This is a genomic window from Mycobacterium sp. OAE908, assembly GCF_017872775.1.
Taxonomy (GTDB): Bacteria; Actinomycetota; Actinomycetes; order Mycobacteriales; family Mycobacteriaceae; genus Mycobacterium.
In genome coordinates this window covers 4993973-5011649 of the sequence record NZ_JAGGJL010000001.1, presented here as the reverse complement: position 1 = coordinate 5011649, position 17677 = coordinate 4993973, and the positions used below count along the sequence as shown (strand labels likewise).

General features: G+C 65.7%; 17 protein-coding genes. 7 read left to right on the top strand and 10 right to left on the bottom strand.

Going from position 1 to position 17677, the window contains the following annotated elements; translation table 11 throughout:
- Positions 1 to 17: 17 nt before the first annotated feature.
- The 4 genes from polA to J3E61_RS24695 all read right to left on the bottom strand — a co-directional run bounded on the left by polA (position 18) and on the right by J3E61_RS24695 (position 7916).
- Positions 18 to 2675, bottom strand: coding sequence for a DNA polymerase I (gene polA, locus J3E61_RS24710; protein ID WP_210085684.1), 2658 nt, complete (start codon positions 2673 to 2675; stop codon positions 18 to 20).
- 116 nt (positions 2676 to 2791) lie between these two features.
- Entirely contained in the window at positions 2792 to 4246 is a 1455-nt protein-coding gene (locus J3E61_RS24705) for a hypothetical protein (protein ID WP_210085316.1), read from the bottom strand.
- Between the two features lie 141 nt (positions 4247 to 4387).
- Positions 4388 to 6949, bottom strand: coding sequence for a hypothetical protein (locus tag J3E61_RS24700; protein WP_210085315.1), 2562 nt, complete (start codon positions 6947 to 6949; stop codon positions 4388 to 4390).
- Between the two features lie 52 nt (positions 6950 to 7001).
- Positions 7002 to 7916, bottom strand: a complete 915-nt coding sequence (locus tag J3E61_RS24695) for a LysR family transcriptional regulator (RefSeq protein WP_192720491.1) — start codon at positions 7914 to 7916, stop codon at positions 7002 to 7004.
- Positions 7917 to 7986: 70 nt separating this feature from the next.
- Between J3E61_RS24695 and J3E61_RS24690 the strand changes: the two genes are divergently transcribed.
- Both J3E61_RS24690 and J3E61_RS24685 read left to right on the top strand, forming a co-directional pair.
- On the top strand, positions 7987 to 9123 hold the full coding sequence (locus tag J3E61_RS24690) for an FAD-dependent monooxygenase (protein WP_210085314.1): 1137 nt from the start codon (positions 7987 to 7989) through the stop codon (positions 9121 to 9123).
- Complete coding sequence (locus tag J3E61_RS24685) at positions 9120 to 9785, top strand: alpha/beta hydrolase (protein ID WP_210085313.1); 666 nt, start codon at positions 9120 to 9122, stop codon at positions 9783 to 9785. Before J3E61_RS24690 ends, J3E61_RS24685 begins: the two co-directional genes overlap by 4 nt.
- Here the strand turns inward: J3E61_RS24685 and J3E61_RS24680 are convergent.
- Together J3E61_RS24680 and J3E61_RS24675 are read right to left on the bottom strand one after the other, a co-directional pair.
- Complete coding sequence (locus tag J3E61_RS24680; RefSeq protein ID WP_210085312.1) at positions 9782 to 10225, bottom strand: hypothetical protein; 444 nt, start codon at positions 10223 to 10225, stop codon at positions 9782 to 9784. The genes J3E61_RS24685 and J3E61_RS24680 overlap by 4 nt on opposite strands.
- Before the next feature lie 16 nt (positions 10226 to 10241).
- Complete coding sequence (locus J3E61_RS24675) at positions 10242 to 10622, bottom strand: hypothetical protein (RefSeq protein WP_192720495.1); 381 nt, start codon at positions 10620 to 10622, stop codon at positions 10242 to 10244.
- Between the two features lie 152 nt (positions 10623 to 10774).
- On the opposite strand from J3E61_RS24675, the gene J3E61_RS24670 reads away from it, so the two are divergent.
- The 5 genes from J3E61_RS24670 to J3E61_RS24650 all read left to right on the top strand — a co-directional run bounded on the left by J3E61_RS24670 (position 10775) and on the right by J3E61_RS24650 (position 13789).
- On the top strand, positions 10775 to 11212 hold the full coding sequence (locus tag J3E61_RS24670) for an OB-fold domain-containing protein (protein ID WP_192720496.1): 438 nt from the start codon (positions 10775 to 10777) through the stop codon (positions 11210 to 11212).
- Positions 11209 to 12408 carry a lipid-transfer protein gene (locus tag J3E61_RS24665; protein ID WP_192720497.1) on the top strand — a complete coding sequence of 400 codons (1200 nt, stop codon included), beginning with the start codon at positions 11209 to 11211 and terminating at the stop codon, positions 12406 to 12408. The genes J3E61_RS24670 and J3E61_RS24665 overlap by 4 nt, the downstream gene beginning before the upstream one ends.
- Positions 12398 to 13078, top strand: a complete 681-nt coding sequence (locus tag J3E61_RS24660) for a TIGR02206 family membrane protein (RefSeq protein WP_210085683.1) — start codon at positions 12398 to 12400, stop codon at positions 13076 to 13078. The genes J3E61_RS24665 and J3E61_RS24660 overlap by 11 nt, the downstream gene beginning before the upstream one ends.
- Before the next feature lie 166 nt (positions 13079 to 13244).
- Positions 13245 to 13562, top strand: coding sequence for a hypothetical protein (locus J3E61_RS24655; protein WP_210085311.1), 318 nt, complete (start codon positions 13245 to 13247; stop codon positions 13560 to 13562).
- Entirely contained in the window at positions 13559 to 13789 is a 231-nt protein-coding gene (locus J3E61_RS24650) for a DUF167 domain-containing protein (RefSeq protein ID WP_210085310.1), read from the top strand. The genes J3E61_RS24655 and J3E61_RS24650 overlap by 4 nt, the downstream gene beginning before the upstream one ends.
- Positions 13790 to 13878: 89 nt before the next feature.
- Here J3E61_RS24650 and J3E61_RS24645 read toward each other — a convergent pair whose 3' ends face one another.
- The 4 genes from J3E61_RS24645 to J3E61_RS24630 are packed head-to-tail and all read right to left on the bottom strand — an operon-like array spanning position 13879 to position 17645.
- Positions 13879 to 14619 carry an ATP-binding cassette domain-containing protein gene (locus J3E61_RS24645; RefSeq protein ID WP_192720500.1) on the bottom strand — a complete coding sequence of 247 codons (741 nt, stop codon included), beginning with the start codon at positions 14617 to 14619 and terminating at the stop codon, positions 13879 to 13881.
- Positions 14606 to 15433, bottom strand: a complete 828-nt coding sequence (locus J3E61_RS24640; protein WP_210085309.1) for an ABC transporter ATP-binding protein — start codon at positions 15431 to 15433, stop codon at positions 14606 to 14608. Before J3E61_RS24640 ends, J3E61_RS24645 begins: the two co-directional genes overlap by 14 nt.
- Positions 15430 to 16602: a branched-chain amino acid ABC transporter permease gene (locus J3E61_RS24635; protein ID WP_210085308.1), complete on the bottom strand. Its 1173-nt coding sequence runs from the start codon at positions 16600 to 16602 to the stop codon at positions 15430 to 15432. Before J3E61_RS24635 ends, J3E61_RS24640 begins: the two co-directional genes overlap by 4 nt.
- The gene (locus J3E61_RS24630) at positions 16599 to 17645 is read right to left on the bottom strand and encodes a branched-chain amino acid ABC transporter permease (protein ID WP_192720503.1); all 1047 of its coding nucleotides are present in this window, start codon (positions 17643 to 17645) and stop codon (positions 16599 to 16601) included. Before J3E61_RS24630 ends, J3E61_RS24635 begins: the two co-directional genes overlap by 4 nt.
- Positions 17646 to 17677: the final 32 nt, after the last annotated feature.

Sequence of the window (17677 nt, the reverse complement as noted above, 5' to 3'; positions counted from 1 at the left end):
TCCGAGTCGAGCTCGTCCTAATGCGCGGCTGAATCCCAGCTACGACCGAACCCGACGCTGACCTCGAGCGGCACGTCGAGCGGATAAGCGTTGCCCATCTGCTCGCGCACCAACTTCTCCAGGTCGGCGCGCTCGCCCTCGGCGACCTCGAACAGCAGCTCGTCGTGGACCTGCAGCAGCATCCGCGACTTCAGACCGGACTCCTTGAGCGCCTTGTCGACGTTGATCATCGCGACCTTGATGATGTCGGCCGCACTGCCCTGGATCGGGGCGTTCAGCGCGGCCCGCTCGGCGGCCTCGCGCACGTTGCGGTTACTGCTGTCCAGCTCCGGCAGGTAGCGGCGCCGCCCGAACACCGTCGACGTGTAGCCGTCCTTGCGGGCCTGGTCGACGACATCGCGCAGATAGTCGCGCACCCCGCCGAAGCGGTCGAAGTACTGCTCCATCTGCACCTTGGCTTCCTCGGTGGAGATCTTCAGCTGGGCGGCCAGGCCGTACGCACTCAACCCGTAGGCCAGGCCATAGGACATCGCCTTGACCCGTCGCCGCAGCTCGGCGGTGACCTCATCGATCGGCACCGAGAAGGCCCGCGAGGCGACGAACGAGTGCAGGTCCTCGCCGGTGTTGAACGCCTCGATGAGGCCCTCGTCCTTGGACAGGTGCGCCATGATCCGCATCTCGATCTGGCTGTAGTCGGCCGTCATCAGCTCGTCGAATCCCTTACCGACGACAAAAGCGTCGCGGATGCGGCGACCCGCCTCGGTGCGGATCGGGATGTTCTGCAGGTTCGGCTCGGTCGACGACAACCGGCCGGTCGCGGCGATGGTCTGGTTGAACGTGGTGTGAATCCGGCCGTCGGACGCGACGGAGTTGATCAACCCGTCGACGGTGACTTTCAGCCTGGTCGCGTCGCGGTGCGACAGCAGATGCTGCAGGAACGGGTGCCCGGTCTTGTCGTAGAGCGATTGCAGCGCGTCCGCGTCGGTGGTGTAGCCGGTCTTGGTGCGCTTGGTCTTCGGCATCTCCAGCTCGTCGAACAGCACCACCTGCAGCTGTTTCGGCGAGCCGAGGTTGATCTGCTTGCCGATCACCGCGTAGGCGGCCTCGGCCGCGTCGCGGATCAGGTCGCCGAATTCGCTCTGCAACTCGCCCAGCTGCTTCAGGTCGACGGCGATGCCGACCGACTCCATCGCGGCCAGCGCCCGCTGCACCGGCAGCTCCATGTCGCCCAGCAGCGAGGAGCACTCCATCCGGGCCAGTTCCTCATCGAGTGCATCAGCCAGATCCATCACCGCGCTGGCGCGCAGGATGACGGTCTGCACGGCCTGATCGTCGACGCCGTCACTGTCGTCGAGAAGCGAAAGTTGTTGCTGCTCAGGGTTATCCGCGCGCAGCTCACGTTTCAGGTAGCGCAGCGACAGGTCGTCGAGCGCGAAACTGCGCTGCCCCGGCCGCACCAGATAGGCGGCCAGCGCGGTGTCGGAGGTGACGCCCGCCAGCTTCCAGCCGCGGCCTTCGAGGTCGTGCATGGCCAGCTTGGCCTCGTGCAGCGCTTTCGGTTGTTCGGAATCCGCGAGCCAGGAAGCCAACGCGGCCTCGTCGTCGTCGCTCAGTGTGGCCGTGTCGATATAGCGGCCGTCGCCATCACTGGCGACGATCGCCAGCGCGGTGGCGTCGGCGTCGAATGCCAGATGCGTGCCGACGACTGCCATCCCGGACCGGCCGCCCTTGTGCTCCTCCAGCCAGCCGGCCAGCTCACCCGCCTCGAGTGCCCCGCCCTTGACGTCGAAGCCCTGGTCGACCTCGGGATCGGTGGAGGCGAGCGTGTCGAAGAGCCGGTCACGCAGCACCCGGAACTCCAGGTCGTCGAACAGGCGGTGGATCTGGTCGCGGTCCCACGGCTGCATCCGCAGCGTGTCGGGCGTCTGCGCCAGCGGCACGTCTTTGACGAGGTCGGTGAGCTCCCGGTTGAGCACCACGCTCGACAGGTTGGCCCGCAGCGCATCGCCGACCTTGCCCTTCACCGCATCGACGTTGTCGACAAGGGACTGCAGCGATCCGAACTCGGCGATCCATTTGGTCGCCGTCTTCTCCCCCACACCCGGGATACCGGGCAGGTTGTCGCTGGGGTCGCCGCGCAGCGCCGCGAAGTCCGGGTACTGCTGCGGCGTCAGCCCGTACTTCTCGACGACCGCCTCCGGCGTGAACCGGGTGAGCTCGCTGACGCCCTTGCGCGGATACAGCACCGTGACGTCGTCACTGACGAGTTGCAGCGCATCGCGGTCGCCGGTGACGACCAGCACGCGGTAGCCGTCGTCCTCGGCCTGGGTGGCCAGCGTGGCGATGATGTCGTCGGCCTCGAAGCCCGGCTCGGCCAGCACGGTGATGCCGAGCGCGACGAGCACCTCCTTGGTGATGTCGATCTGCCCCCGGAACTCGTCGGGGGTCGCGGAACGTCCGGCCTTGTACTCCGGGTATTTGTCGACGCGGAAAGTCTGGCGGGAGACGTCGAAGGCGGCGGCGATGTGTGACGGCTGCTCGTCGCGCAGCAGGTTGATCAGCATCGCGGTGAAGCCGTAGACCGCGTTGGTGGTCAGCCCGCCCTGGGTCTTGAAGTTCTCCGCCGGCAACGCGTAGAAGGCCCGGTACGCCAGCGAATTGCCGTCCAGCAGCATCAATGTGGGCTTTTGGCCCACACCTTCGGACGCAGTCTTCTTCTCGGTTGCGGTACTGGCTGGGCTCACGGCCCTACTCTATGCACCGCCGCCGACAGGGATGCCGTGACTGTCAGTCAGGGACCCGTCACGATGTCAACGTCCATATCTGCCGGGCCCGCATGGGCATCAAGGCCGTCGCCGTCGGCTAGGGCGTAAGTGAAGTCGGCACCAGGGCCGCCCGCGAGGGCGGTGCTGCCGTCGCCGGTCACGCCAGCCGTGTTGTTGCTTCCGAGGCCGCCGATGTCGCCGCCCGCGACCGCGGAGCTGTTGTTGCCGTCGACCGAGGCCCAATTCTCGTTGCCGAACGCCGCCGTGGCATCGCTGTCGATGCCGTTCGCGATAGCCGTGTTGTTGTCGCCGACGACTGCCCTCGCCAGACTGTCGTTCCCGGAGACGGAGGCCTGATTGGAGGTGCCGTTGTTCGCAGTCGCCGTGCTGTTGTCGCCGTAGACCTCCGCATAGTTCTGGTCGCCGAGGTTTGCGTCGGCGATGCTGTTGTCACCGACCACGATGGCGGTATTGCCGTCATTGCCGTCGCCGGGGCTGCCGGTGAAGGTTTGGCCGGCAAACGCTCTGCTCCCGTCACCCGTGACGGTGGCGGTGTTGTTGTCGCCGCTACCCGATGCGGCCGTGCTGTTGTTTCCCTCGACTGTGGCGACGTTGTTGTCACCGAGTTCGGCGTCCGTGTGGCTGTAGTTACCGGTGGTGATGGCCGTGTTGTCATTGCCGGCGAACGCGTGCGCTTCGCTGTTGTCGCCCATGACGGTGGCGGTGTTGCGGTCGCCCTGGCCGGCCTCGGCAACCCCGTAGTCACCCACGACGGTGGCGACGTTGTCCTCGCCTAGCACGGTGAAGGCGCCGCTGTTGTCTCCGGTGACGGTGGCCGTGTTGCCGTCGCCACCGAGCACTGTGGCCAAGCTGTGGTCGCCGGTCACGATGGCTGTGCCGTTACTGCCCTCGTAGACATCCCCGCTATCAACGGGCACGCTTCCGGCGTATGCGCGACTGTCGTCGCCCGTGACGATGGCCGTGTTGTTCTCGCCGCCCCTGGCGACAGCAAGACTGTTGTCGCCGATGACGGTGGCGGAGTCGTTGGAGCCACTGCTGATTCCATCCGAGCTGCCTGCGGTGGCGGTGCTGTCGTTCCCGATGACGGTGGCGGTGTTGTTGCTACCCCCACTCGCAATCGCGGTGCTGTTGTCGCCTTCGACGGACGCGGTGCTGTTGGTCCCCGTCGCCGTAGCGTGGCTGTTGGTTCCGATGGCAGTGGCTCTGGCTCCGCTCCCGGCTGCAGTCGCCGACGTCAGATCGCCGCGTGCAATGGCAACCGAACCGGTGCCCGTCGCGCTGGACGTCGCGGTTCCTTTGGTGACCCGCGTCTCACCGTTAGCGGACACGCTGAAGCTCGGGCCGTTGCCATTGTCAGGGGGCTTCGCAGCGGCTGTCCACGGCGCCGTGAAAACTCCTGCACCGATGCCCAATGCGACTGCAAGTCCCCCGACTCGGCCGACGTAAGCGGCGTACGACATCATCCCTCCCAGCGAGTGAAAAATGGTTGCTCGACGCAAGTATCTGCTGGTAGAAGGCTGTCAGCGCGGGTAGTCGGCTACCCCTTTTCGCGCGCGTCATCGGTGCCGACTACGCCTTTTCGCGTCCGGCAGCGGAGCCGACTACGCCTTCCGCTTCGTCGCGCGATAACGGTGCCCTTCGACCGTGCGAATCGACACGTTCAGCCGTAGCGCAATGTCGCGATTGGAGAGTCCGCGCGCCGCCATCGCCAACACCTCGCGCTGCCTGCCGGTCAGCAGATCAGCTTCGACGGCGCGCAACGCGGGCGTGTCCATGCCACCGCTCACATCGGCCAGTTTGTGTGCCCGCGCCAGCTCGGTCAGCGCGGACCCTCTCTGTTCGCGCCGTCGATAGGCGTTCGCCGCATGCGCCGCAGCGTCGACGGCGGCCGCCAGATCACCGAACTCTTCGAACATCCGGGAAGCGGCTGACAGCCCCGCCGGATCACCAGTAGCCAGCGCATCGGCGTGGGCCACCGCGGCGGCGACCCGCGGTCCCTCGACAACGTTGCGAAGATCGCCCAGCCGCACGGCAGACGTCGAGTCACCGAATCGAGTGGCCGTTTGCAGGCACATCACTTCTTGTGCGAAATAGCCGTTGGCCCTGGCTGTTTCGGCCGCACGCCAACACCGCCCCACAGCGGCTGTCATCGCGCCTTCCGCGGCAAGCAACCAGGCCTGTGCCATCAGGCAACGCGGCTCGAGGTATCGAAACGGATTTCGCAACGCGTCTAGTTCGACGCACTCGGCAGCGGCTGTGTCCGCGTCGCCGCTTGTTGCCAGCGCCACAACGAGATCGCATCGAGACAGCACTTCACCCAATTTCACGTTCCCGATTTCGACGAAGGTGTGAATGGCCTTCTCGAGCCAGCCCATCGCGGCTCGAACCCGCCCCGCGCCGAGGTCGACGTGCCCCATGAACAGCGCTGCGTAGGCGCTCGAAGCGACCGGCGTATCCATCGTTTGGCGTGCGGTGCGATGAGCGAGCGCTTCTGCTTCCCGCAGATGGCCGGCGAATACGAGCGCCTGGATGTGATGCTCGGTAAAGCCGAACAGCATCGCAGCGGCGCCCGGCGAGCGTTCTGCCAATTGGTACCCACGATTCGCCGCGTCGGTCGCTTCCTCGCTTCTCCCGGCATAACCGCAGGCGAGTTCAAGCGCGTAGTACGCGTTCATCGCGGCCACCTCCGAAAGCTCGCCGGTGAGAACGGCTTTGGCCGACTCGATGGCCCTCGACGCATATCCATCGGCGGCTTCGACCAATGCGCGATAGGCGATCAGCACACCGCACGCCTCGGCCGGGAGGCGCGCTTGCGCATCGTCGAGCACCTGACGCGATTGGCCGCTCATTCCCAGCACCCAATACAGGTTTGCCGCCCGGAACATCGCCAGGATTGCGAGTTGCTCGGACGTGAATCCGGCACTGAACGCCGCGGCGAGGATGCGTTCAGCCTCGGGCGCCCGCCCGATCAGGTGCAAGGCAAAGGTGTGCAGATAGGTCGCCTCGTATGTCGGATCGGCGCGCCGTGCTTCACCCGCAAGGCGTTCTGCCAGAAGCGGATTCAGCAGTTGCATCGCTGCGCCCGCCGCCTCGGTGAAGAGTGGGCCGTTGGCGGGTAGATCTGACTCGAGCCACCACAGAGCTCGACGAAGCAACTCTTGAGTATCGCGCACGTCGCTATCGGCAACTGCGCGCACGATGCGTCCGCGGAGTTGTCGGCCCCGCATTCCACCGCTCTTCCACCGGCGGACCTCGCCGTACAGCGGGTGGCTCAGCCGCGCCACCGCAGCGGTTGCGTCGTAGTCGACAGTGATGAGCCCCCTTGTGTGAGCCTCCTCGACGGCCGACCAACCCGAGGCCTGAGCCAGCAGATCGCAGTCCAGCGGTCCGGCTACGGTCAGCAGGTCGACGACGTCCGCCAGCGGCTCCGAGAGAGAGCCCATCTGCGACGTCACGAGATCCGCCAGCTCTGTGGAGGCCAACGCGTCGCCGTGCCACTCCCACACCCCCTTCTCGCGGGACCAGCGCTGGCGGGCCATTTCCTGGTCGATGAGATGGCGCAGAAACAGAACGTTGCCGTCGGTCAGATGCCACAGTTTCTCGAAGGAACTCGGAGCGACCGGCCCGTTGAGCACCAGTCTCACAAGCCGATCGCACTCCTGGCGCGTCAGCGCTGGCAACTGGATGCGTTCGAGGTAGGAGTCCTTCCACAATGCGGTGATCGCGTCTGGCGTTGCTTCCCGATTTCTCACGGTGACAACGACTTTCGCGAGCTCACGGTGGACCAGTTGGTGCACCACGAACGCGGAGAGGTCGTCGAGTTGATGAGCGTCGTCCACGCCCACCACGACCCTGCGGCCTTGCGGGCTGGCGGTCAGGGTGTCGACGACGCTGCGCACCAGCATGGTGGGATCCGACCCGGCCTCGCGGATCCATTCAGAGAATGCGCCAAGCGGCAACGTGCGACCTGACCTGCTGGCAACGACCCACCGCGTCTCGCAACGGTCGGAAACGGCGGTCAGGACTTCTCGCGCCAGCCGGCTTTTGCCAACTCCGGCTTCGCCGGCAATCACCACCCCCGACGATGAGCCGGTACCGATCAACCTCGCGACGATCTGCGCGGTCTCACCACCGCGGCCAGTGAATGGCCAGTCTTTCGCCACGCGTCAATAGTAGAAACGCCGATCAGCACAGGAAGAGCGATTGGCTGTCTGCTCACCATTGCCCGAGCAAATTTTCCCCGCGGCCGTCTCCCGCGCGAAGCAGCCGCCGGGCCCTAGCGACCAGCTCGCGGGCGGCCGGGCTCATCGGGCCGCCCGACCGCCAGGCCAGCACCAAGCGGCCCCGCAGCTGCGGAACGATGTTGAGTGCGTGGAGTCCGTCGCGGCCGCGCGGCACCGACGCAGGCACGATCGCGACACCCAGCGCCCGTTCGGCCAGGTCCGCCAGCGCCACCGGGGTGCTCGCCTCGAACGCGATTCGTGGCGTCACCCCGGCCTTGGCGCACGCGATGTCGAACTGATGGCGGATGCCCGCCCCGACGGGCAGCGCGATGAGCTGACGGTCGGCCAGATCACGCAGGCGGATGGTCTTGCGCGACGCCAACTCGTCGCGGGGTGACACCACGGCCTGAATCGCCTCGTCGGTGACGACCTCCACGGCGAGGCCTTCCGGTCGCTCGTCAGGCCCGACCGAGACGATCGCTGCGTCCAGCCGTCCTGCGCGCACATTTTCGATCAGCGCATCGGAAGTGTCTGTGCTGAGCGTGATTTCGACCTGCGGATGGTCGGCGTGAAAGTCCGCCAGCAGCGAAGGGATGTCAACACTGTGTGAGGTCACCGTGCCGATCGTGACCGTGCCGCGCACCAATTGGGTCAGCTCGTCGACAGCGACGTGCATATCGGCGACCGCGGCAAGGGCGGCCCTGGCAAACGGCAGCGCGGCCTCACCCGCGGCAGTCAAGCGCACTGTGCGACGCGACCGATCCAGCAACGGTTGGCCGAGTTCGCGTTCTAGCCGCTGGATCTGGGCGCTGACGGCCGGTTGCGCGACGTGGATGCGCTGGGCGGCGCGGGTGAAGTTGGCCTCCTCCGCGACGGCGACGAAGTATTCGAGCTGCCGCAGTTCCATAAGCAATGATTATAGTTTCTGGATTCGATTGATATTGGACTTATAGCTCGTGCTTGACCAGCCTGGAGGCATGACTGATGTATTGATTGCCGGCGGCGGTATCGGCGGACTGACCGCCGCATTGACATTGCATGCCCGCGGCATCGATCCGATTGTCCTCGAACGCGCGTCGCAGCTACGGCCATTGGGCGTCGGCATCAACCTGCTGCCGCACGCCGTAAGCGAGCTGTACACACTCGGCCTCGGCGAAAAGCTGGCGCAAAAGGCCGTCGCACCCACCTCGATCTCGTACTACGACACCGACGGCGAATTGCTGTTCTGTGAGCCGCGCGGCATCGACGGCGGCTACGGCTATCCGCAGTACTCGGTGCACCGCGGCGAGTTGCAGTTGCTGCTGCTGTCGGCATTACGAGAACGGCTGGGCGCCAATGCCGTTCGCACCGGCGCTCAAGTAGGCGGGTTTGACGAGACGGTCGACGGCGTGCGGGTGCACACCTCGGCGGGAGACTTCACGGCCGACGCGCTGATAGGCGCCGACGGCATCCATTCGGCGGTGCGTGCGCAGTTGCATCCCGGTCCCGACCCGCTGCTGTGGTCGGGCGTGCGGATGTTTCGCGGCGCCGCTGCCGGTGACTTCCTCGACGGCGCCACGATGGTGATCGTCAAGGACCCCGACGGAATCGACCTCGTCACATATCCGATCGGCGGCCTGATCAACTGGGTGGTGATGATGCCGGAGGCAGACCCGGGGCCGTTGCCCGGCGACGCGAAGTGGAATCAACCAGGTGACCGCACGGCGATCGTGGCGCACCTGAAGCGCTGGAAGTTGGGCTTCCTCGACGCCGCCGATCTGGTACGACGCACCGACTCTGTACTGGAGTATCCGATGGTCGACCGCGACGTGCTGCCGTGGTGGGGTCGCGGCCGGGTGACGCTGCTCGGCGACGCCGCACACCCGATGTATCCCGTTGGCGCCAACGGTGGTTCGCAGGCGATCGTCGATGCGCGGGTGCTGGCCGACGAGCTGGCGCGTGACGTCGTCGACGGGCTGCGATCCTACGAGGACATCCGTCGTCCCGAAACGGCCGACGTGGTGGCCGCCAATCGCGAGATGCACGCCACCGGCGCCACCCAACGTCCGGAGGATCTCGCGAAGGTGACGGGCAAGTACCGCGTCGACACCCGAGCCGACGAGGTGAAGCGATGACCACCTACGTGTTGGTGCCAGGGGCATGCCACGGCGCGTGGTGCTTCGACGATCTCGCCGAAGGCCTTCGCGCCCAAGGGCATCGGGTGCTCGCCGTGACGCTGACAGGCATCGCGGAGCGCGCCCATCTGCTGCACGCCGGCGTGAACCTCGACACCCATGTCACCGACGTGCTGGCCGAGCTGGCGGTGCACGATGTCAGCGACGCGGTGCTCGTCGGGCACAGTTACGGTGGAATGGTGATCACCGCGGTCGCGGATCATGTTCCGCAACAGGTTAATTCGCTGGTTTACCTCGATGCGTTCGTCCCGCGCGACGGCGAGTCGTGCTGGACGCTGACCACCGACGACCAGCGCGAGTGGTACACCTCGGTTGATGCGACCGGCTACGGCGTGCCGCCGCTGCCGTTCTTCGACGAACGCGCCACCGCTCATCCCCTGGCCTCGTTGATGCAGCCGGCGCGGATGACAGGAGACCTGTCCCGGTTCGATCGACGGGTATACGTCTGCGCCGCCAAATGGGAAGGCCAGTCACCGTTCGCCGCGACGTTCGAGCGGGTGCGCCGCGATCCGACATGGACCACGCACGTGCTCGACGGTGCGCACAACCTGATGCGCGACTGCCCGGACGACCTGCTGCGGATCCTGTTGGACTGTGCCTAGCCGCCGAGCTGACCCGTGCGGATCCAGTCGATCGCCATGTCGACCGGGTTCTGCGGGTCGACGAACACAGCGAGCTTTGCGCCTGGCTGCACCCGCGCGATGTGCATTTGCGCCACGACCTCGTCGAATACCGCCCCGTACTGCGGAGTGCGATCGTCGCGCACCACGCTGCCCTGGATCCGCAGCACCGGCGACATGTTCATGTAGGACCCGACCTGCCAGACACCCTCGACGGTGAGGTTGGCGGGCAGGCCGGCGCCGTTGGTCAACTGCGAATGCCGCATCATCTTCATGCCGATCTCGGCGGCGTCGGCCGCCTCGTGCATCCGGTTGGGGATGCCCCCGATCTGGCCGAAGAACGACGATGGCCGTCCTTGCGATTCCAGGTACTGCTTGTTGGCGTCGTACATCCGCGCCCAGTCCTTGAATGGGTTGGGCATCTCGATCAGTCCCTGCTCAGTAACCGAGGAGCTTGCGGAACTGCTGCCCGACGGCCATCGACTGGCCCATCCGCTGCACCCAGCCGTCGAGCGCGGCCTTCGTGTCGGTGGGGCTCCAGCCACGCTCCTGGGCGAGGGTGATCATGCCTGCCTCGTCGTTGATGCCGCGGGCCTGCGCCTGGCGGGCAAGCTCGGCGTAATCCTGCAGCGAGATGCCGTTGATGGGCTGCCAGATCGGGTCGTCCCCAGCGACCGAGCGCGTCGACGGCCCTCCCAGGATGGCCGGGTCGATCGGGCCGGCACCCTGGACGTGCACCATGCCATCACCCTGCGCAGGCTGGGCGAACGCCTGCTGTGCCTGCTGCGCTGCCTTCTTCGCCTTGTCGAACAGTCCCATCGATGTCTCCCAATCTTCCGTCCGCCGCCATGCTTGGCGTCGCATCGCCTCAAGTACAGGCGGTGGCCACGACTACCGATCCCAACATCGCATCGGAAAGACGAAACTGGAACACGTTTCAGTTTCGTCCTTCGACTCGGTACGCTGACCGCGTGTCAGCTTCTACTCAACCCGCGATCGACGGCTGGTTCGCCACCGACGGATCCGGAGCGCCGTATCTGATCGGCGGCAAGTGTCATCAATGCGGGACCTATGTGTTTCCGCCTCGGGCCAACAACTGTCCCAACCCCGCCTGCGACGGTGACGAGTTGGCGCAGGTGCCGTTGTCGCGGCGCGGCACGCTCTGGAGCTACACCGAGAACCGCTATGCCCCGCCGCCGCCGTATCCGTCGCCGGATCCATTCGAGCCGTTCGCCGTCGCGGCCGTGCAACTGGCCGACGAGGGCCTGATCGTGCTCGGCAAGGTTGTCGAGGGCACGCTGGCCGCGGATCTGAAGGTCGGCATGGAGATGGAACTGACCACCATGCCGCTGTTCGTCGACGACGACGGCGTCGAGCGCATCGTCTACGCCTGGAGGATCCCATCATGAGCCCCGAACCGCTCTACATCCTCGGCGCCGGCATGCACCCGTGGGGCAAGTGGGGCAACGACTTCACCGAATACGGGGTGGCCGCGGCCCGCGCGGCGTTGGCTGAGGCCGGACTGGATTGGCGTCAGATCCAGCTCGTCGCGGGCGCCGACACCATCCGCAACGGCTATCCGGGCTTCGTCGCCGGCGCGACATTCGCGCAGAAACTCGGCTGGAATGGCGTGCCGGTGTCGTCGTCATATGCGGCATGCGCCAGCGGATCTCAGGCATTGCAGAGCGCCCGCGCCCAGATCCTCGCCGGGTTTTGTGATGTGGCTCTGGTGATCGGCGCGGACACCACGCCCAAGGGTTTCTTCGCCCCGGTCGGTGGCGAGCGCCGCAACGACCCTGACTGGCAGCGGTTCCATTTGATCGGTGCGACGAACACGGTGTACTTCGCCCTGCTGGCCCGGCGCCGGATGGATCTCTACGGCGCGACGCTCGAGGACTTCGCCGCGGTGAAGGTGAAGAACTCGCGTCACGGCCTGAACAACCCGAATGCGCGCTATCGCAAGGAGGCCTCGGTCGAGGACGTGTTGGCCAGCCCAGTGGTGTCGGATCCGCTACGGCTGCTTGACATTTGCGCGACCTCTGATGGCGCCGCTGCGCTGATTGTGGCCAGTGCCGAGTTCGCGAAGAAGCATCTGGGTTCGCTAGACGGCGTGCCGTCGGTGCGCGCGGTGTCCACGGTGACGCCGCGCTATCCGCAGCATCTGCCCGAATTGCCCGATATCGCAACGGATTCCACTGCAGTGGTGCCCGCGCCGGACCGGGTGTTCAAGGACCAGATTCTCGACGCGGCATACGCCGAGGCCGGCATCGGGCCCGAGGACCTCAGCCTCGCCGAGGTCTACGATCTGTCCACCGCGCTGGAGCTGGATTGGTATGAGCACCTTGGCCTCTGCCCGAAGGGTGAGGCCGAGCAACTGCTGCGCAGCGGTGCGACGACGATCGGCGGCCGCATCCCGGTCAATGCCTCTGGCGGGCTGGCGTGCTTCGGCGAAGCCATTCCGGCGCAGGCCATCGCGCAGGTCTGCGAGCTGACCTGGCAGCTCAAGGGGCAGGCCACCGGCCGCCAAGTCGAGGGCGCGACCGTCGGCGTAACCGCCAACCAGGGCCTGTTCGGCCACGGTTCGTCGGTCATTGTTGCTCGCTAGGCGTTTCGAACAGTATGGCCCGTCGCATTGGGCCGTCATCGCCGTGTTCGCCGTCGGAGCCGTCGCCCTGGTGTGGACGGGGCGCAGGCAGACCGAACAGCAGGCACGCCGACTGGGTCGTGTTCTCGGTGTGCTGACCGCCCTGGTCTATGCCGCGATACTGGTCTACGTCCTGACTCCGCCGACGCTGGATTCGGTGCCGCTTCAGTTGACCGACCTCGCGACGGTCGTTGGCGCGTATGCATTGTGGTCGCAAAAGCAGTGGGCTTATGCGCTGACCTATTACTGGGGGCTGGTGCTGAGCACGCAGGCGTTGATCTCGCCTGCGCTGCAGAGCCCCGATTTTCCGCACTACCAATTCTTGGCGTTCTGGGCGATTCACCTGATGGTGGTGTGGGCCGCCATCTACCTGACCTGGGGACGCGGCATGCGCCCGGATTGGCGCGACTTTCGCATCGCGGTGGCCGTCACGGTCGGCTGGGCGGTCGTCACGTTCACGTTCAACCGGGTCACCGGAACGAACTTCGGCTTCCTCAACCGCAAACCGTCGACCGCGTCGCTGTTGGACGTGATGGGCCCGTGGCCGTGGTACGTCTTCGTCGGAGCCACCCTGATATCCGTCGTCTGGGCGTTGATGACATGGCCATGGCAGCGGCACTCGTCGCGCTAGTCTCCAACTACGCCGTGGGCCCACCTACGCCGACCGTGCGTGTCTGCACGTCGACACGCCGCGAATCGTGAGCATTTTGCGCACGCTCGCCATTGAATGGGCGTGCGCCTGACGTCGATGACTCGGGCCATCCAAGTCGCCGCGGTCCTCGCGCTAGCCTGGTCTGATGGCGATCCCGGCGGACTGGGCGCCCGACGCGTGCACGCTGCCGACGTCGGAACGTCCGCTGCGGGTTGCAGAGTTCGACGACTTGTTCGCCTTCGTCGTGCGAGCCGAGCGCCGAGAGCCGCAACGGTTGGACCTCGTGCTGCGCCGAGTCGTCGAGGCACCGGCCCGGGATCTGGCCCGACGAGAAAGCGAGTGCTGTTCGTTCTTCACGTTTGAGTTCGAATCGATCGGGGACGATCTCGTGATGCGTATCGGTGTTCCGCCTGAGCATGTAGCGGTTCTCGACGCGATCCAGGCCCGCGCCGCGGCAACGTGACCGACACCGTCGTCGTCAGAGTCAAACCCGGGAGCAAGAAGGGACCGCTTGTCGAGACCGGTGCCGAGGGCGAGCTGACGATCTACGTTCGTGAGCAGGCGGTCGAAGGTAAGGCGAACGCGGCCGTCGTCAGGTTGCTCGCTGACTATCTCGGCGTGCCCCGCAGTCGCATCGAACTCGCCTCGGGTGCCACGTCACGGACCAAGCGTTTCCGCATCATTCGATGAGCGCGAGCGTGCGCAAAATGTACACATTTGACGGCGTGTCGGCGTGCAGACACGCACGCTCGCGGTAGTTGCCGGTGATGAAACGGTGGTTAGGCGACGCCGAGGTAGGCCGCGCGAATGCTGTCGTCGGCCAACAACTCTCGCGCGTTGCCCTCGCGGGTGACCTCCCCGGTCTCCAAGATGTATGCGCGATCGGAGCGGGTCAAAGCCTGTTGCGCGTTCTGTTCGACGAGCAATACCGTCGTGCCCTGCGAGTTGATCTCGGCGATGATCTTGAAGATCTGCGATATCACCATGGGCGCCAGCCCCATCGACGGTTCGTCGAGCAACAGCACTTTGGGCCTTGCCATCAGTGCCCGACCGATCGCCAGCATCTGCTGCTCGCCACCGGACAGCGTGCCGCCCACCTGGTTCTTGCGCTCGGCGAGCCGCGGAAATGTCTCCATCACCCAGTCGAGGCGCTCGTCGTGCTCGGCCTTGGAGGCGAATTTACGTCCGTAGCAACCCATTTCGAGGTTCTCGGTGACCGTCATACCGGGGAACACGCCGCGGCCCTCCGGCGCCTGGATCAGACCGTCAGTCACCCGCTTGTGCGCCTTGACGCCGGTGATTTCTCGACCGTCGAACCACACCGAACCCGATGTCAGCCTGCGCAGGCCCGAAATCGCCCGCATCATCGTCGTCTTGCCTGCCCCGTTGGAGCCCAACAGCGTCACCAACTCGCCTTCGTGCACCACCAGCGACACCCCGTGCAGGGCCTTGATGCGGCCGTAGTGGACCACGACATCGCGGGCCTCCAGCAGAATCGGGCGATCGTCACTCGACGTCATCGTCGGGCACCCCCAGGTATGCGGCGATGACCTTCGGGTCCTCGCGAATCTCATGCGGCAGGCCGTCGGCGATCTTGCGGCCGAACTCCAACACCACGATCCGGTCCGTCACGCCCATCACCAGCCGCATGTCATGCTCGATGAGCAGCACCGTGTAGCCGTCGTCGCGGATCTTGCGGATCAGGTCGATCAGCGCGGCCTTCTCGCTCGGGTTGAAGCCGGCGGCAGGTTCGTCAAGGCAGATCAGCTTCGGTTCGGTGGCCAGCGCGCGGGCGATCTCCAGGCGCCGCTGGTCGCCATAGGGCAGGTTCTTGGCCTTCTCCTCGCCGCGGTGTGCGATGCCGACGAAGTGCAGCAGCGCCGCGGCTCGTTCGATGGCCGTCTTTTCTTCCCGCCGATGCCGCGGGGTTCGCACCAGCGCACCGGGCACCGACGTCTTGTGCCGGGCATCGGTTGCGACGACGACGTTTTCCAGCGCTGTCATTTCGCCCCACAGCCGAATGTTCTGGAACGTGCGGGCAATGCCCTTGCGGGTGATCTGGTGTCGCTTGATCCGGCCGAGCGGCGCCCCGTCGAAGATCACCGACCCCGAGCTCGGTCGGTACACGCCGGTGATCGCGTTGAAGCAGGTCGTCTTGCCTGCGCCGTTGGGCCCGATCAAGCCGAGGATCTCACCACGCTTGATGTCGAAGGTGACGGAATCCAGTGCGACGAGGCCGCCGAACTTCACCGTCAAATCCTTTGTCTCCAAAAGGACTTCACCCTCCGCGACGTGAATTTCGCGGTGGACGCCTGCCAGGTCCTCGATGGTCATGCTGCGGGCTCCTTCTCGACCGGCGGAGTCCGCAGCCACTCACGGGCGGCCCTGCCATACGCCAACAGCCGGGCGCGCGCGGGAAAAAGGCCTTCGGGGCGGAAGATCATCATGACCACCAGGGCCAGTCCGAAGAACAGATACTTCAAGTCGCCCATGTTGATGCCGAGGAGGTGCACGCCCAACAGCCGGTTCGGGAGATAGACGATGACGAACGCACCGAAAATCACGCCGAGCTTGTTACCCTGCCCGCCGAGCACCACCGCGCACAGGAACAGCATCGAGTTGATGATGTTGAAGCTCGGCGGCGCGACATACTGCACCTGGCCCGCATACAAGGCGCCGGACAGCCCGCCGATAGCGGCTCCCATCACGAACGCCCACAGTTTGAACCGGAAAGTGTTGACGCCCATCACTTCCGCAGCGTCTTCGTCCTCCCGGATGGCCACCCACGCGCGACCAACCCGGCTGCGTTCCATATTGCCGACCAGCAGCAGGATGACGACGATCAGCAGCAGGCCGAGCCAGAACCACCACGTTCCGTAGTTGGCGTGCCCCGACGAATTGCCATTGGAGAACACGCCTTCCGGCAGCTTGTCGCTCTCCCCCACCCGTGGATACGCGACCTCGTTCAGCCCGCGCGGCCCGTTGGTGATGTCGGAGAGGTTGTCGGCCATCAGCCGGATGATCTCGCCGAAACCGAGCGTGACGATCGCCAGATAGTCGCCGCGCAGCCGCAGCGTCGGGATGCCGAGGATCAGACCGGCCAGCGCGGTGATGGCCATCGCCAGTGGCACGCACGACAACCACGCCCACGGGGCGCTGAACGGCCCTGTGTCGCTCAGCTGGTTCCATGGGCTGTCCGGGCTGGTGAGCAGCGCGACCGTGTAGGCGCCGACGGCGTAGAAGCCGACATAGCCGAGGTCGAGCAACCCGGCCTGGCCCACCACTACATTCAGCCCGATCGCGATGATCGCGACCATCGCGAACTGCGCCATCGTGCCGCCGAAACTGATGCCCGGCGTGTCGAGGAACGGTGGCGTGTAAAGCGGTAGCAGTGCGAGCGCGCCGAACAGCAGAACGCCGAAGGCCCACTTGTGCACGCGGGACAGGCCGTCCCACCAGTCGCGCAGGCCGTCGCCAGGCGCCAGGAACCGCTTGCCGTTCATGCTCGTGCCTTCCCGAGGCTCTCCCCGAGTATCCCGGTCGGCCGGAACAGCAGCACCAAAACCAGCAGGACGAACGCGACCACGTCGCGCCACTGCGTGCCGAACACGGCCTGGCCGTAGTTCTCCATGATGCCGAGCAGCAGGCCGCCCAGCAGGGCGCCGCGCAGATTGCCGATGCCGCCGAGCACTGCCGCGGAGAAAGCCTTGATACCCAACAGGAATCCGCCCGAATAAATGATTCCCTGTGGCACCTTCATGGTGTACAGCAGCGCCGCCGCGCCGGCGAGCAGTCCGCCGATGAGGAACGTCGTCATGATGATGCGCTCCCGCGACACCCCCATCAGCGTCGCGGTCGTCGAATCTTGCGCGACAGCCCTGATGCCGCGGCCGAACTTGGTGCGGTTGATCGCGAAATCGGTGAGTACCGCCAAGATCAGCGCCGCGACGACGATGACGATGGTGACGTTGGAGACCGTCGCGCCGAAGATGTGGAACTGCGCCTTCGGCTGCACCAGGATGATCGGTTGTTGTGCGTTGCTACCGCCGTAGCCCTTGATGATGTGCGGCAGGATGAAGTGGACGAATTCCTGCATCACGAACGACGCACCGATCGCCGTGATCAGGAACGTCAGCGAGCGGGCACCCCGTCTTCGCAGCGGCCGATAGGCGACGAACTCCAACCCCACCGCCGCCGAACCCGACACCAGCATCGCGAATAGCATTGCGACACCCAGATACAACACCGTCAGCGCGATGCCCTTGTTGTACGCGTTGCCACTGGGCGTGAAGCCGAGGAGGATGTCGAGCGCGAAATAAGCGCCGAACATGCCGAGCATGAAGATCTCGGAATGCGCGAAGTTGATCAGCCGCAGGACACCGAACACCAGCGTGTAGCCGACCGCCACCAACGCGTAGATCGCTCCCCAGGCCAGCCCGTCGATCGTCAACTGCCAGAAGCCGATTCGCAGGCCTTCTAGGTTGAAGTTGATGTTGGCAGCCAGGCACGCGTACTGCGCCCCGTGCTGTACGCACTCGTGAATCATCCGGTGGCGGCTCTCCTCGCGAAACTATCGTT